General features: G+C 68.8%; 16 protein-coding genes and 1 tRNA gene. 4 read left to right on the top strand and 13 right to left on the bottom strand.

The genetic code is table 11. The features are described from left to right. Positions 1-68: 68 nt before the first annotated feature. From GA0115254_RS18420 to GA0115254_RS18410, 3 genes are read right to left on the bottom strand one after another with little or no spacing between them, the layout of a single operon-like run. On the bottom strand, positions 69-875 hold the full coding sequence (locus tag GA0115254_RS18420) for a metal ABC transporter substrate-binding protein (protein WP_093896399.1): 807 nt from the start codon (positions 873-875) through the stop codon (positions 69-71). Beyond that, positions 833-1,699 carry a metal ABC transporter permease gene (locus GA0115254_RS18415; protein ID WP_093896398.1) on the bottom strand — a complete coding sequence of 289 codons (867 nt, stop codon included), beginning with the start codon at positions 1,697-1,699 and terminating at the stop codon, positions 833-835. The genes GA0115254_RS18420 and GA0115254_RS18415 overlap by 43 nt, the downstream gene beginning before the upstream one ends. Beyond that, complete coding sequence (locus tag GA0115254_RS18410) at positions 1,696-2,331, bottom strand: ATP-binding cassette domain-containing protein (RefSeq protein WP_093896397.1); 636 nt, start codon at positions 2,329-2,331, stop codon at positions 1,696-1,698. The genes GA0115254_RS18415 and GA0115254_RS18410 overlap by 4 nt, the downstream gene beginning before the upstream one ends. 191 nt (positions 2,332-2,522) lie before the next feature. Between GA0115254_RS18410 and GA0115254_RS18405 the strand changes: the two genes are divergently transcribed. Then, positions 2,523-2,723: a hypothetical protein gene (locus GA0115254_RS18405; RefSeq protein WP_256102649.1), complete on the top strand. Its 201-nt coding sequence runs from the start codon at positions 2,523-2,525 to the stop codon at positions 2,721-2,723. Positions 2,724-2,741: 18 nt separating this feature from the next. On the opposite strand, the gene GA0115254_RS18400 is transcribed toward GA0115254_RS18405, so the two are convergent. Beyond that, on the bottom strand, positions 2,742-3,269 hold the full coding sequence (locus tag GA0115254_RS18400) for a copper chaperone PCu(A)C (RefSeq protein WP_093896395.1): 528 nt from the start codon (positions 3,267-3,269) through the stop codon (positions 2,742-2,744). Further along, on the bottom strand, positions 3,266-5,563 hold the full coding sequence (locus GA0115254_RS18395; protein ID WP_093896394.1) for a heavy metal translocating P-type ATPase: 2,298 nt from the start codon (positions 5,561-5,563) through the stop codon (positions 3,266-3,268). The genes GA0115254_RS18400 and GA0115254_RS18395 overlap by 4 nt, the downstream gene beginning before the upstream one ends. A gap of 866 nt (positions 5,564-6,429) precedes the next feature. Here GA0115254_RS18395 and GA0115254_RS18385 point away from each other — a divergent pair. Next, positions 6,430-6,849, top strand: coding sequence for a hypothetical protein (locus tag GA0115254_RS18385; protein WP_176740176.1), 420 nt, complete (start codon positions 6,430-6,432; stop codon positions 6,847-6,849). 871 nt (positions 6,850-7,720) lie between these two features. On the opposite strand, the gene GA0115254_RS18380 is transcribed toward GA0115254_RS18385, so the two are convergent. Next, complete coding sequence (locus GA0115254_RS18380) at positions 7,721-8,332, bottom strand: TetR family transcriptional regulator (protein WP_093896391.1); 612 nt, start codon at positions 8,330-8,332, stop codon at positions 7,721-7,723. Between the two features lie 63 nt (positions 8,333-8,395). Here GA0115254_RS18380 and GA0115254_RS18375 point away from each other — a divergent pair, with 63 nt between their 5' ends. Beyond that, the gene (locus GA0115254_RS18375; protein ID WP_093896390.1) at positions 8,396-8,878 is read left to right on the top strand and encodes a hypothetical protein; all 483 of its coding nucleotides are present in this window, start codon (positions 8,396-8,398) and stop codon (positions 8,876-8,878) included. A gap of 323 nt (positions 8,879-9,201) precedes the next feature. On the opposite strand, the gene selD is transcribed toward GA0115254_RS18375, so the two are convergent. Next, a complete protein-coding gene (gene selD / locus GA0115254_RS18370) occupies positions 9,202-10,233 on the bottom strand; it encodes a selenide, water dikinase SelD (RefSeq protein WP_093896389.1) in 1,032 nt (343 codons plus the stop codon). Between the two features lie 140 nt (positions 10,234-10,373). On the opposite strand from selD, the gene GA0115254_RS18365 reads away from it, so the two are divergent. After that, a tRNA-Sec gene (locus GA0115254_RS18365) sits at positions 10,374-10,469 on the top strand. Positions 10,470-10,489: 20 nt separating this feature from the next. On the opposite strand, the gene GA0115254_RS18360 is transcribed toward GA0115254_RS18365, so the two are convergent. From GA0115254_RS18360 to GA0115254_RS18335, 6 genes are all read right to left on the bottom strand, one after another. Then, positions 10,490-10,777, bottom strand: coding sequence for a hypothetical protein (locus tag GA0115254_RS18360; protein ID WP_093896388.1), 288 nt, complete (start codon positions 10,775-10,777; stop codon positions 10,490-10,492). Next, positions 10,774-11,103, bottom strand: a complete 330-nt coding sequence (locus GA0115254_RS18355) for a hypothetical protein (RefSeq protein ID WP_218105552.1) — start codon at positions 11,101-11,103, stop codon at positions 10,774-10,776. The genes GA0115254_RS18360 and GA0115254_RS18355 overlap by 4 nt, the downstream gene beginning before the upstream one ends. 106 nt (positions 11,104-11,209) lie before the next feature. Next, positions 11,210-11,704 carry a hypothetical protein gene (locus GA0115254_RS18350; RefSeq protein WP_141720853.1) on the bottom strand — a complete coding sequence of 165 codons (495 nt, stop codon included), beginning with the start codon at positions 11,702-11,704 and terminating at the stop codon, positions 11,210-11,212. Between the two features lie 163 nt (positions 11,705-11,867). Next, complete coding sequence (locus GA0115254_RS18345) at positions 11,868-12,200, bottom strand: hypothetical protein (protein WP_141720852.1); 333 nt, start codon at positions 12,198-12,200, stop codon at positions 11,868-11,870. After that, positions 12,197-12,721, bottom strand: coding sequence for a hypothetical protein (locus tag GA0115254_RS18340; RefSeq protein ID WP_093896384.1), 525 nt, complete (start codon positions 12,719-12,721; stop codon positions 12,197-12,199). Before GA0115254_RS18340 ends, GA0115254_RS18345 begins: the two co-directional genes overlap by 4 nt. A gap of 8 nt (positions 12,722-12,729) precedes the next feature. Then, entirely contained in the window at positions 12,730-13,377 is a 648-nt protein-coding gene (locus GA0115254_RS18335) for a MauE/DoxX family redox-associated membrane protein (RefSeq protein WP_141720851.1), read from the bottom strand. Positions 13,378-13,432 lie beyond the last annotated feature (55 nt).

The raw sequence follows: 13,432 nt of genomic DNA, 5'->3' as shown, positions 1-13,432 counted from the left end.
CCTTCTCGGCACATGCACGAGCGAACGTGGGGGCGGCCCGGCGCTCCGGACTGCCCCCACGCGGTGCTTCAGGACGCGGGCATGGCCTCCTTCAGCGCGGTTGCTGCGTTGCGGTATACGGGCAACAGGTCGAGGTCATCCCCTGGGTAGTTGACGATCTCGACCTGCTGGGCGCCGGAGCCGGGCAGAACCGTGCCGGTCGACATGTGGGCGTTGTCCAGGACGAGGGCGGGCTTCTCCTTGCCCAGCTTCGCCAGCTGGGCAGGGGTGACGGCTTCGGGCCCGTAGGTGCCGACCAGGTTCGCGCCCGCCAGCTTTGCGGCCCAGGTGGTGAAGACCTGGCTGACGACCACCGGGCTCTTCCCGCCCGGCCACTGCGCCTTGAGATCCTTGGACAACTTGGCGTACTCGCCGGCGAAGGCCGCCGTCCACTTCGCTGCGGCGTCCTCGGTGCCGAACAACTTGCCCAGCTCGGCCACCTCGGCGTCGACCTTGTCCGCGTCGTTGTCGAGGTTCACCTCGACCAGTTCGGCCTCGGAACCGGCGGCCTCCTTGATCTTCCCGGCGTACGGCTCGAAGGGGGCGTAGAGCACGAAGTCGGCACCGGCTACGGCCGCGAGGTCGGAGGGCTTCGGGTCGTAGTCGGGTGCGTGCTGCACGGACTGGGGGACGATGACCTGCACGTTCTCGGCGCCGGCAGCTTTCGCAAGGGCCCCTTCCCAGGTCGTGGTGACGACCACCACCGGCTTCCCGTCGTGCTCGCGCTTGTCGCCGCCGCCACCGGCGGACGACGAGCCGTTTTCACAGCCGGTCACCAGGGCCAGTGCAGCACTCAGTGCGAGGAGGGAAGTGGTACGGCCGCGGGTGTGCGCCATGAGGCGATTCTCCGTTCGGGTATGAGATGGACGGCGAGGACGGCGGCCCCCGCAGTGAGGACGAGGACCGGCCCGGGGGGCCAGTCCAGCCACAGTGCGGTGAGGAACCCGGTCAGGTTCACGACGATGCCGATGGCAATGGCCCAGTGAGTGATCGACTTCAGCGAGGTGCCCAGGCGGCGCGCGGCGAGAGCCGGCAGGAGAGTGAGGGCGTCGACCAGTAGTGCCCCCGTGAGCTTGATCGCGCCTGCGACGGCGACCGCGACCAGCACCAGCAGTACGAGGGTCAGCGCGCGCACGGCAACGCCTGAGCACTGGGCGAGCTCCCGGTCGTACAACAGCAGAGCGATATCACGGCGCCGCCACAGGAACAGGCCCATGACGACGACGGCGAGCACGCCGAGCACGACCAGGTCGGCGGTCCCGACGGACAGAATCGATCCCCAGAGCAGGGCGAACGCGCCAGAGGCATTGATCCCTGAAACAGCGAGCACCAACAACGCTGCCGCGATCGCGATGCTCATGAGCAGCCCCATCGCTCCGGACAACCCGTCGGGCGTACGGGCGAGAGGAGCGACGGCGGCCCCGGACAGGGCACACGCCACAAGCGCGCACAGCATGGGGTCGAGGCCGGTCACGATGCCGACCGCGATGCCGAGCAACGCGACGTGCATCATCGCGAACCGCACCGGCATGATGTCGAGACCCACGATGACCACACCGACCACCGGCAGGCCGATAGCAGCGAGCAGCAGCGCGAATCCCGCCCTTTGCACGGGGAGCAGTTGGAGAAGTTCACCGAGATCGGCGGTCGCGAGCGTCACCGGACCTCCCGAAGACGGCCTGCAGCCATTTCCAGCAACCGGTCGCAGCGTTCCGCCAGCGCCCGGTCGTGCGTCACCACGACGAGGGTCACCGGCAAGGAGGTGAGGACGTCGGCCGCTTCCTCCTGGCCCCCGAAGTCAAGAGCGGCGGTGGGCTCGTCGGCCAGCAGCACCTGCGCCCCGGCTGCGACACAGCCGATGGCCCGGGCGAGATGCATCCGCTGCAACTGCCCGCCGGACAGGGTGTGCAGAGGCCGTTCGGTCAGCGCCCCGACACCGAGCTGTGCCGCTGCCGAGGCCGCCTTCGTGTGAGCGCTGCTGCTGGCCAGCAGCTCGGTCCCGAGAAGAGGGAAGCGGCCTGCCGCCGGCTTCTGCGGAATCCAGGCGCAGACACGGCGGCGCCACGCCCACTCGGCGGGCGAGCGGGTGCCTCGCCCGCCGACCAGGATCGATCCCGTCACCTGTCGGTGCAGACCGAGCACCGCACGCAGCAGTGTCGTCTTACCCGAGCCGTTGGTTCCGGTCAGTGCCACCCGTTCACCGGCGGCGATCTCCAGATTCACGTCGGCGACGGCCTCCAGTCGGCCATGTCGGCAGGCCACCTCCCGCATACGCACATCCAGCCCACCCATCACACGCCCTTCCATCGTCAGCCACTGCCATACGGATCGGGTGGCTGGTCAACTTCCCAGCCCCCGGCAGTAGTCGGATGACGGACGGATCCAGTTCCCAGGAGACGAATGCCGCTCGCGGTCCGGTCCGCGGGAGCCGGTTCTGCGGTGGGGCGTACGGAGAGGCGGAAGTCATGGCTGATCCTGGTTCCATGGAGCCTGTGGCAACGTTCTGCGGTAACTGCAACTGCGGTTGCCCTCAGCTGTTCGTCGCTGAGACCGCTCCTGCCGAACGCGGCATCGTGATCAACGACGACTTCGCACAGCAGGCCCGGATGAGCGCCGGCCAGGTCGGCTCCCTCGTCGAGGACGCCGAGGCGGCAAGCCGGACTTCGTTGTTGCGGGTGAAGTGATCCCGGTCAGAGGCTGATTCAGCTACCGGGACGGACAACGACTGCCAGGGTCTCGACCGGATCGCTGTGGCGGAAGTGCAGGACGAAGGGAAGCATGTCGCCCACTTGCCGGCGGCCCTTCACCTTCACCATCACGTCCACCGTGCTTGCCGACATGGCCAGGGTCTCTCCCGCCGGCAGACCGACTGAGCTGACCATGCGCATGGAGCCCGCACCGCTGTCGTGACGTACGTGCCGGCTGAGCATGGCGCTGTCTGCGGCCGCGGAAGTGACGGAGACGAGCCGGTCGTCGGCTCCGCCGCTGTTGGTGATCCGGAAGAACGCTGCGGTGCCCACGTTGCCGCTGTAGGGCAGGAAGACCCGCCCGTGGCCGATCTCCAGTCGCGGTGGGGTCCCGGCGGCCCCCGATGCGGTCCAAGCGGTCAATCCGCCCAGGGCCACCGCGAAGGCTGCCAAGGGGGCGACCACGGCGAGCAGCCCGTCGTACAGGCGACGGCGCGTCGGAATCCAGCCTTCGGCAGCGGTCCGTCGCGCGGGGTCCGTCACAGCGGCATCCTTCCTCGGTGGCGCGAAGGCCGCGACGCGGGGCGGCGTGCGGGCGACGGTTGCCAGGCCCGCAGGCGCAGGCTGTTGCCCACCACCAGGAGCGAACTGACGGACATGGCTGCGGCAGCGAACATCGGGTTGAGCCATCCGGTCGCGGCCAGTGGCACGGTGACCGCGTTGTAACCGAACGCCCACATCAGATTGATGCGGATCGTCCCCAGCGTGCGACGCGCGAGGCGGACGGCGTCGGTGACTGCCTCGATGTCACCGCGAACCAGCGTCACATCCGCGGTGCCGATCGCCACATCCGTTCCGGTACCCATGGCGATTCCGAGATCCGCGCCGGCCAGGGCGGCGGCGTCGTTCACACCGTCACCGATCACGGCGACCCGGCGGCCCTCACTTCTCAACTGGCTCACCAGATCCCTTTTCCTCTCGGGGCTGCATCGGGCGTGTACCTGGATGATGCCGAGTTCACCGGCTACGGCGTGGGCGGTGAACTCGTTGTCGCCGGTGGCAAGAACCGGTTCCACGCCCAGGCGCCTGAGCTTGTGCACGGCCCGGTAACTCCCCGGCCGCAGCACATCCCCGACCGCGATGAGAGCCTCGTCGACGCCGTCCACGCGCACCAGGACCGGGGTGTGCGCGGCCGCTTCGGCTTCGGCCAAAGCCCGCGTCAGGGTCTCTGGAAGGTCACCTTGCGCGGCGCACACCTCCACCTGACGGCCCTCGACACAACCCGCGATGCCCACCCCGGGTGTCGCCCTGAAGACGGAGACGTCCGGCAGGGGGCGCTCGGGCAGTGCGCGTCGCGCGTACGCGGTGACCGCTCGACCCACCGGGTGCTCCGATCCCTGCTCGGCCGCACCTGCCAACCGCAGCACGGCCTCCCGCCCGATTCCCTCCGCTGCTACGGTGATGTGGGAGACGGCCATGTGACCGCTGGTGAGGGTGCCGGTCTTGTCCAGCACGACCGTGTCGATGTGGCGCAGCGTCTCCAGGGCCTGCGGCCCGTTCACCAGAACCCCGAGTTGAGCACCTCGGCCGGTGGCGGCGAGAAGGGCGGTCGGGGTGGCCAGCCCCAGTGCGCAAGGGCAGGCGACGACCAGGATCGCCACGCACGCGGTGATGGCCGTCTGCGGGTCTGCTCCAGCACCGAGCCAGAACCCGAGGACGGTGACGGCCAGCGCCAGTACAGCCGGTACGAAAACGCCGGCCACCAGGTCCGTCAGACGCTGAGCACGGGCCTTCCCCGCCTGAGCTTCGGTGACCATGCGCGTGATCCGGGCAAGCCGGGTGTCCGCGCCGACCGCCGTGGCACGTACGAGCAGCATGCCGCCGGCGTTGACAGCGGCCCCGACCACGGCCTGGCCCGGGCCGACTTCGGCCGGGTCGCTTTCCCCGGTGACCAGAGACAGATCAAGAGCCGAGCTGCCGGAGACCACCACTCCGTCGGTGGCGACCCGCTCCCCGGGCCGGACGACGAACTCCTGCCCGACGCGGAGCTGTTCGACAGGAATCCTTCGCTCCTGGCCGCTGTCCCGCAGGGTCACGTCCTTGGCGGCCAGACCGGCCAGCGAGCGCAGAGCCTCACCTGTGCCGTGCCGGGCACGCGCTTCGAGAAACCGGCCGGTGAGGACGAACAGCGGAACCGCGACAGCGGCTTCCAGATAGACGTGCGCAATGCCTCCGCCGACGGAGGGAAGCAGAGTGAACGGCATGCGCATGTCCGCGGCGCCCGCCCCGCCGAGGAACAGGGCGTACACCGACCAGGCGAAAGACGAGATGACGCCGAGCGAAACGAGAGTGTCCATGGTGGCGGACGACTGGCGAAGCCCGCGCAACGCGCGCAGGTGGAAGGGCCAGGCGCTCCACAGCACCACCGGAGCGGACAGAGTGAAGCACAGCCACTGCCAGTTGCGGAACTGCAGGGAGGACACCATGGAAAGCACCACCACGGGGACGGCGAGCAGGGCGGTGATCACGAGCCGATTGCGTTCCGACGTGGTCTCGTCCCGTGTCCGATCCGACTGACCGGCCGCTTCGAGGGGTTCGGGCGCCGAGGGGAGTTCGGCTGTGTAGCCCGCGCGTTCGACAACGGCCACGAGAGCCTCCGCTGTGACCTCAGGGGGGTGGCTCACTCTCGCCTGTCCGGTGGCGAGGTTGACCGTGGCGGTCACCCTGTCGAGCCTGGCCAAGCGCTTCTCCACGCGATTCACACAGGCCGCGCAGGTCATACCGCCGACGACCAGGTCGGTGGTCGTCGGCACGCTCTCCGACTGTGCTGCCGTCATCCTGCATCACTTGAGTGCATGTCACCCATGTCACCGCCGTGCGGATCGGACTGGCCGTCGCCACCGCCACCTGTACCGGTGGAGTGCATCCCGGGTGCTACCGGGCCGACGGCATCACCGATCCTGTACGAGACGGCGAACATCGACACAAGCAGCACAAGGAATCCGATCAGCCCGGGGGGCGGCAACCACCGGGGGAAACCCGCAACGGGTCGTGGGGATCGTTGCTGTATGTGCATCGCCGCTCCAGGTAGGGACTCACGCTGAAGGCGCAGCGCGGGGACAGAGAAACGCCAGAGGGTCCGGCAGTCGGTGCCGCTCGGCCCACGGCTCTCATGCTGGCACCGACAGAGCATCAGCAATCCCTCTACAGGCGTCTGTTCACGCGTGACTCTTCTCGCGGCATTTCTTCGGAACTCAACCCATGGTTGCCACGACTTCCTCAGGACGGATCGCAGGGCGGAGGTGTCGATGGTGAGCGGGGTGCCGAGTTTCTCGGGGAAGGCGCTGATCTCGCGGCCGCTTGCGATGGCGGGGAAGCCGTTCACCCGTCCGGTGACCGGAGCGGAGATCGCCCACAACATGACCCACGGACACCGGCTCGATCGGTTTTGCGGCGTGTGGGCCGCTTGGGTCGCCCAGCGCCGGCATGACGAGATCGTGGGGCACCGACCCGCCGCCACCTCGCCGCCGAACTGTTCCAGGCGCCATCGCCCCGGCCCCGCTCGGCTGTTACAAGACAGCGACAGAGTTCCGATGAACGTCTGCCTCCTCTGTGTCGTCGTTTCTAGTGACCATGCCAATCGGCACTTAGGTGCTCTTTGGTGCGAAAGATTGTTCCCACCCTGGAAAGGGGCAGATCTGTGATGGTCTCAAAGCGGCGCTCCCTGCGCATTGCCGTCGTCGGTGTTCTCGGCGCGGCCTCCCTCGCCCTCGCGGGCACCGCGATGGCAGCAACCCCGGCGGCGCACACCGCAACCCCGGCCGTCGTCGCGCAGAAGGCCGTACCCGCGAAGGCCGGCATCACGGCCAAGCCGTCGGTGTCCTCCGTCCGCGCCTGGCAGTTGTTCCGGGTCACGGGCCAGACCACTGGTCTCAAGGCGGGCAGCAAGGTGACCCTTCAGCAGAAGCAGCACGGCAAGTGGGTCAGCCTGCCCGCATCCACGGGCATCTCGCGGAACGGCTCCTACTCGCTCGGCGTCAAGCTCGGGCTGAAGGGCAAGAACGACCTGCGCATGGTCAGCGGCACCACGGTCTCGCCGGTCTTCAACGTGACGGTCCGCTGAGACGCGCTGCCACCGCGACAGAAATGGGGTGTCGGCACCGGGGCGGTCTCATCTGCCCCGGTGTCGCCGAAGTATTTCGCCGGGGGAGACGTGCTGGTGATGAACCGTTTCCAATTCGTCGCGAACACCAGCGCCGCTTCGGCGTGAAGCGGCTGTGCGTTCCCCGGCATCGCCCGCGCGAGTTTCTGCTGCCGCGTAGGACCGCAGCCGATCGGGCGGCCCGGCAGGCGGCCGATGCCAGGCTCGACGCCCGCGTACGCAAGATGCACCAGGACACGAACGGCACCTACGGCGTCCCCAGGACCACCGCTGAACTGCGTGAGACGGGCGAGTCGGTCAACGGACAAGAGGGTCGCCCGCATCATGCGCCAGGGCGGCCTGGCCGGGCTGCGGCTGCGGCTGCGCAGGAAACACCGGACCACCAGCGTGGACCCGGCCGCCACGAAGGCAGCCGACCGCATCACGCGTGACTTCACCGCAGCGGCGGTAAACACGAAGTACGTCGGCGACATCACTCACCTGACACTGACCGGCGGACAGTTCCTGTATCCGGCCACGGTTATCGATCTTGCCTTCCGGCGCCTGGCAGGCCTCGGTGACGAACTCGGTACGCGTGTGGTCGGCGATCGCCGCGCCGACGACGGCGGCAGCCGCCCGAACGGTGTACGCCGTGCACCGGGGTGGCGGAGCAGAGGGCCAGGGGGAGGGAGGGACCGTCGGGCGGGGCGGCGTGTGCCGTGCCAGTGGATGCCGGGGCGACATTGGTTACGAAGCCGCCGCGGTCCTCACCATTCATCGGCGGCCGGAGGAGCCCGCGGGGCCAGTCGTCAGGCGACGTTGGTGTCCCGCTCCATCGCCACGACGCGGTTCTTCAGTCGGTAGAGGCCGGCCTGGCAGGAAACGTGCCGAGCAGTGCGGTGGCGGATTCCTCGGCCAGATCCTCGGCAAATGCGGGGAGGGGAGTTCCGGCCCGCAGATGGCGGCGTACCAGCGCCAGAGGCAGGTCGACCAGGGCGAGAGCGACACACTCGGTGGCCTGGGGGCCCTCGGCGCCCAGAGCCACGGCGACGGAGGCGAGGGCGGTGCGCACGCGCTGGTTGCCGCAGTCCGCACGGTGGAGGTGTTCCTCGGCCCAGTTGGAGCGCCCGAAGTCCTCGGCGCCGTAGAGGAGCAGAGCGGCTTCCTCGGGGTGGGCGCGGCTCCAGGCGACAACGTGGCGGGCCGCCGCGGGCCCGGCGCGCCGCGCGTCGACATCCGCTTCGAGGATCTTGAAGTAACCCTCCTGGAAGCTCTCGACCGTCCGCAACCACACTTCGGCGAGCAGGGCCGTTCGCCCGGCGAATCGGTGGTAGACCGAACCGCTCGGGGCTCCCACCTCCTTGGCCACCGCGGACATGGTCACCCCGGCCGGGCCCAGGGCGGCGGCCTGTCGCACGGCGGCGTCGAGGAGCTGGTTCATATCGAAGCGTGGTGGTCTCGCCATGTAATAGAGAGTATCCTCCACAATATTAGAGACCACCCTCTATAACCGGCTCGGGGAGGACGCATGGGCGTCTACAACGTTCACGAACGCCTGCTGGCCAGGAAGGAGAGCGAGGTGGGAACGCTGATCGACACCCTCGCCGGCACCGATGACAAACTGTGGGCGCGAGAGCAATGGCCCCCCATGGAGTTCGATCGCCCTCTGACGGCCGGGGCAGCCGGCGGGCACGGCCCCATCCGCTACACCGTCACTGCCTACGTCCCCTCCACCTGGGTGCGCCTTACTTTCAGCGGGCCACGCGGATTCCACGGATTCCACGAATACACCGTCCTGGCCGCCGACAAGGAGCACACACTGCTGCGCCACACCCTCGCCATGAACGTTCGCGGCCCGGCCCGGCTCACCTGGCCACTCATCTGGCGGCCACTCCACGACGCATGCCTGGAGGACAGCCTGGACCGCGCGGAACTCGTCTGCACCGGAACGGTGGCACGACCGGCCCGCTGGGGCCGATACGTGCGACTGCTGCGCAACCTCGCACGCTGACTGCCGAGCGCGGAACGTGACACGCGCCGGGGCGGCGGCGGAAGAGCAGCCGTTGCCGCCACGCCGTGGCCCGGCAGAAGGCACCGCGGTCGCGACCGCACGGGCGCGGGTCGCCGAGGAGGGCCGGTCGCCATCGGCTCAGGCGCGCGACCCCTCACCAGGAGGGTCCGGCCGGTCGGAGGCAGTCGGACCCCCGGTGCGCAGCCGCCGCGGGGCCGGCCGATCCGGGCGGCGGCCCGGACGAGCCGCGGCTCGGCCAGGAGCGTGTCGGTACGGGGGACGGCGCTGCGCCGGTCGGCGTTCTCCTGCGGGCTCGTGGCGGCTCAGCCGATGATCAGGGTGTGTTCGCGGGCGGGGACGAGTTCCCCGATGACCGGGGCGCCCGGGATCTCACCGGCAACGAGCAGACCGCCGGAGGTCTGCGCGTCGGCGAGCAGGAGACGTTCGGTCTCGGGTACGTCGCCCCAGGCGGTGTGCGGGTCTGTCCAGGCGAGATTTCGGCGCGTGCCGTTGCTCACGAACCCCGCCCGGGCCGCTTCCCTGGCTCCGTCGAGATAGGGAACGGCCGAAGGGTCCAGGACGGCGCTGACGTTGCTGGCCCGGGCCATCTTGTGGAGGTGGCCGAGCAGTCCGAACCCGGTGACGTCGGTGGCACAGGTGATGCCTGCGGCGAGCGCGGCCTGCGAGGCCCCATGGTTGAGACGCGTCATGGCGTCGATGGCCTGGGGGAAGGTTTCGCCGGTGGCCTTGTGACGGGTGTTCAGTACGCCGATGCCCAGCGGCTTGGTCAGCGAGAGCGGGACGCCGGGCCGACCGGTGTCATTGCGCAGCAGACGCCCCGGTTCGGCGAGTCCTGTCACGGCCAGACCGTACTTGGGCTCGGCGTCGTCGACGCTGTGGCCGCCGGCGAGGTGGCAGCCCGCCTCACGGGCCGTATCCATGCCACCGCGCAGAACCTCTGCTGAGAGCTCCAGCGGAAGAACGTCGCGGGGCCAGGCCAGCAGGTTCACCGCGAGGAGCGGGGTGCCGCCCATCGCATACACGTCGGACAGGGCGTTCGCCGCGGCGATGCGCCCCCAGTCGTACGCGCTGTCGACTACCGGGGTGAAGAAGTCGGTGGTGAGGATCAGAGCCGATTCCCCGGCCAGACGCACCACGGCTCCGTCGTCCCCGGTGTCGAGGCCGACCAGCAACTCGTGTGCGGATCGGACGGGTTGGGTGCGGGCAAGGGACGCTACCGCATCCTCCAGCTCGCCGGGCGGGATCTTGCAGGCGCAGCCACCGCCCCGTGCGTACTGCGTCAGCCGCACCTGCTCGGGGGCGAAGGCGTGCGACGGCTGCTGCGTGAGTGTCATGTCATCCGGTTCGTTCGTGGTGAGCGGCTCGGTGCGGTGGGGGAGACCGGCCGGTACGGCGACGCGGTCGAGTCCGCGGCGGCGGTCCGGAGCCCTGAACGGGCTGCTGTGCTGCGGCTTTTTGCTCTAGGGTGTGTGGCGGAGGCGTCAGGGTTCCTGGTGGGCCTCCCCGCCTTCAAAGCGGGAGGGACGGGGCATCCCCGTCCGGCGGGTTCGATTCCCGTCCGCCTCCGCCACACGTCCGGCCGGGCCGGGATCAGCTACCGAGCAGCGTTCCCGGCCCGGACCGTGCTGCCCGGACCCTCACGACACTGTCGGGGCCGGCCCATACGTGCACGGCGGAAATGGTCCGGCGCACGGAGCCGGTGTCGACGGTCTCGACGGCGGAGTCCAGATCGACCTCAGGGCGCCGCAGATGCACGGCGAACACGTCCTCCGGGGTGCCTTCGGCCGCGATACCCATGGCGACGTAGACGTTCTTGGTGCCATCGGAATTGCTCTTGATGAACGCGTACCCCCGGTCTGTCGGGGTGTGGTTTCTCATGACGGATTTCCTTTCCCAGTCGTGGACACGGAACCGGCGGCGAACAGCGGTTCGCCGCCGGTGGCGGGCGCGCCGAACATGACGTGCTTCCAGTCGCCCGCGTACGGGTACACACCGCACGCCGTACGGATCCCCGTGCGCGCGGGCATCCGGGAGGCCACGATGTGGTGGCCGACTCTTCCCATGGAGTAGACGCTGTCCAGGTCCTGCCACAGCGAGATGCTCAGCACGGTCCTGCGGCGCCACTGGACGAGTGTCGTGCCGCCCAGGAATCCCTCGGCGGCCCGACGCACCTCCCGCTTGACCTTGACGTGCAGCGTGAGCACGAGCAACAGCCTGAACAGGCTCTGGCATTCGAACCTGGTGACGAATATCTGGCCTCTCGGGTCACCGGCCCGTTCACCGGAGTTGTTCACACCGCCCCTTCCCCCGTCACCACGTTCCCGCCGCCGTCAGCACGCCGACGACCACCAGGAGGGCTCCCGCCGTCCGCCGCATCGGTACGAACCACGGCTGCAGACGATCGCCGAACTCCGAAAGGGGAACGAAGTTCCAGGTGACGCTGCGCAAGGCGATCGTGAGCACGCCGACCACCGCCATGCCGACGAGGTAGAGCCAGGAGAACGAGGGGTGGAGCAGCAGCGCCGCGGCCAGCGCCGCCCAGGTGAGCGACGTGGACTTCTGGGTGGTGAACAGCAACGCGAGGTCGAAACCCCACGTAAGGCCCAGCATCCCCGGTGGGTGGGTGCGCACCAGCGACTGCGGGACCTGTCGCCAGATGTGCGGAGTGCGGTTCAGCAGGTCCGCCACTCCGAGGGCCACCGCCACCACCGCCATGACGACCTGCAGCCCCGTATGCGGGACGAGCAGCGTCAGGCCGGCGCCGATGACGTAGACCACCAGACTCATCAGTGTTGCGGCGATCACTTCTCCTGCGAACAGACCGGTCAGGAAACGCGTTCCCTCGGATCTGCTGCGGGTCAGCATGGGACCGGCGACCCCGGCCATGGACTGGCCTCAAGGGCTGAAGACCTGCAGGACCGCCGCCATGCCGGCGATCGCCAACCACGTCACCACGTGTGCTCCTCGTTCAGTTGTACTGGCAGCGGTAGGCGGACTGTGCGTTGCCGGCCGTCTCACAGCAGTAGCAGTGCAGGTAACCGCCGCTGGACGTGCAGCCCCAGATGTATGCGGCCCTGGACGAGCAACTGTTGTAGTCGGACAGGTAGCCGGACGTGCCCGGCGGGTGTGCGAGGTTGCAGCAGTCGGCGTTGCCGGCGTGCGCCGTGGACGAGCTGGCGAACACCGCCGCCGAGGCCATCAGACCGCTCGCTCCGATACCGCCCAGCACACGCCGTCGACCCACTCGGGCCTTCTCCCCGCCACTGTGGGCGTCACGCGATCTCTTCCTGAAAACGGTCATGCCATTTCCTCCCTGGCTGTTCCGATCTGGATGCGTTCCAGAAGTGGGCTGACCTTGCTGAACGCGAAGGCCTCGGTGAGTACGCCCCCGTTGAACACCAGGGCGGACGGGCTCTTGCCGACACCGAAGTTCTCCGCCACCCAGACGCCACCCGCGTCGATCGCGTAGGTGCCCGGGGGAAGCGCGTGGTCCGCGGCGAACTTCTCGCCCTCCTCGGCACTCGCGCACGTGACCACGGTGCCGACGGGCCTCCGGGCCACGAGTTCAGGGTGGCGGCCGATCTCGTCGGCCACCGTGGCACACGTCGCGCACACGGTGCTCAGCACCAGGAGCGCGGAGCGCCGGGCATGGACCAAGTCCGACAGCGGCTCGGGCCATTGATCGGCTTCCGCGCCGGGCCGGTATTCCTCCAGGGCGACGATCCGGCCGTCCTCGGAATCGGGGACACGGGAACTGAGTTCGCCCATCATCGCGAACAGCAGGACTACCGCGGCGGTCAGTATCAGCAGTGCGAACGCCATAGCGACCATCATGATGCGGATTCCCATCGCCGGAAGAAATTCTTTACCACGACCCAGCCAGTTCGGCGTTGCGAGAAGATCACCCAACCACTGGAAAGGATCGTCACCAAAAGCACGGTGGAAGTCAGGACGTATGTGTCGAGGTGTGAGGAGCCGAGTGCGTGAGCGATCCCCGCCGCAACGAAGAATGCCCCGGTGGCCGTGTTCACCCTGCCCAGCGGCCGATCCGAGTCGGTTCCGAAACAGCCGCAGGGCTGCTTGCTTCCGCGTATGGACCCGGCTGTTCCCAGTGCGGCGAAGCACAGGCCGAGCACCGCGACCATGGCGCTCGCGGCCCAGCGCAGAGCCGGCACCAGGAGTGCGACGGCGGTGAATGTCTCCACTGCCGAAACGGCGCGGATGAATACCGGCGAGAAGACACTTCGTCCGCCGATGGCCTCATTCACGGCCTCGGACGCCACACCGGGTGCTACGGCCTTGGCGGCGGCGGAACGCAGGAGCACGGTCGCTATGACCGCGTCCGTGAACGACGAGACAGGCAGCAATGTGTGCACACCTTTCGAGGCGCAAACGGGTCGGACCACCCCGCCGTCATGCACGCCCACGGCAACAGCACCGAGTCCGCGCCTGATCGACGCCGACATGCTGGCCCGCACGACCAACAGCTCTCCAACAGAACGCCAACCCCCCTCGCCCGTCCAGGAGAACCGG

The organism is Streptomyces sp. Ncost-T10-10d, assembly GCF_900091955.1.
Taxonomy (GTDB): domain Bacteria; phylum Actinomycetota; class Actinomycetes; order Streptomycetales; family Streptomycetaceae; genus Streptomyces.
This window is presented reverse-complemented; position numbering and strand designations above follow the sequence as displayed.

Bases quoted from the DNA above. Each gene is read 5' to 3' on its own strand.
- GA0115254_RS18420 (WP_093896399.1), bottom strand. From the start codon at position 875: ATGGCGCACACCCGCGGCCGTACCACTTCCCTCCTCGCACTGAGTGCT.
- GA0115254_RS18410 (WP_093896397.1), bottom strand. From the start codon at position 2,331: ATGGGTGGGCTGGATGTGCGTATGCGGGAGGTGGCCTGCCGACATGGC.
- GA0115254_RS18405 (WP_256102649.1), top strand. From the start codon at position 2,523: ATGGAGCCTGTGGCAACGTTCTGCGGTAACTGCAACTGCGGTTGCCCT.
- GA0115254_RS18395 (WP_093896394.1), bottom strand. From the start codon at position 5,563: ATGACGGCAGCACAGTCGGAGAGCGTGCCGACGACCACCGACCTGGTC.
- GA0115254_RS18385 (WP_176740176.1), top strand. From the start codon at position 6,430: ATGGTCTCAAAGCGGCGCTCCCTGCGCATTGCCGTCGTCGGTGTTCTC.
- GA0115254_RS18380 (WP_093896391.1), bottom strand. From the start codon at position 8,332: ATGGCGAGACCACCACGCTTCGATATGAACCAGCTCCTCGACGCCGCC.
- GA0115254_RS18375 (WP_093896390.1), top strand. From the start codon at position 8,396: ATGGGCGTCTACAACGTTCACGAACGCCTGCTGGCCAGGAAGGAGAGC.
- selD (WP_093896389.1), bottom strand. From the start codon at position 10,233: ATGACACTCACGCAGCAGCCGTCGCACGCCTTCGCCCCCGAGCAGGTG.
- GA0115254_RS18360 (WP_093896388.1), bottom strand. From the start codon at position 10,777: ATGAGAAACCACACCCCGACAGACCGGGGGTACGCGTTCATCAAGAGC.
- GA0115254_RS18345 (WP_141720852.1), bottom strand. From the start codon at position 12,200: ATGACCGTTTTCAGGAAGAGATCGCGTGACGCCCACAGTGGCGGGGAG.
- GA0115254_RS18340 (WP_093896384.1), bottom strand. From the start codon at position 12,721: ATGGCGTTCGCACTGCTGATACTGACCGCCGCGGTAGTCCTGCTGTTC.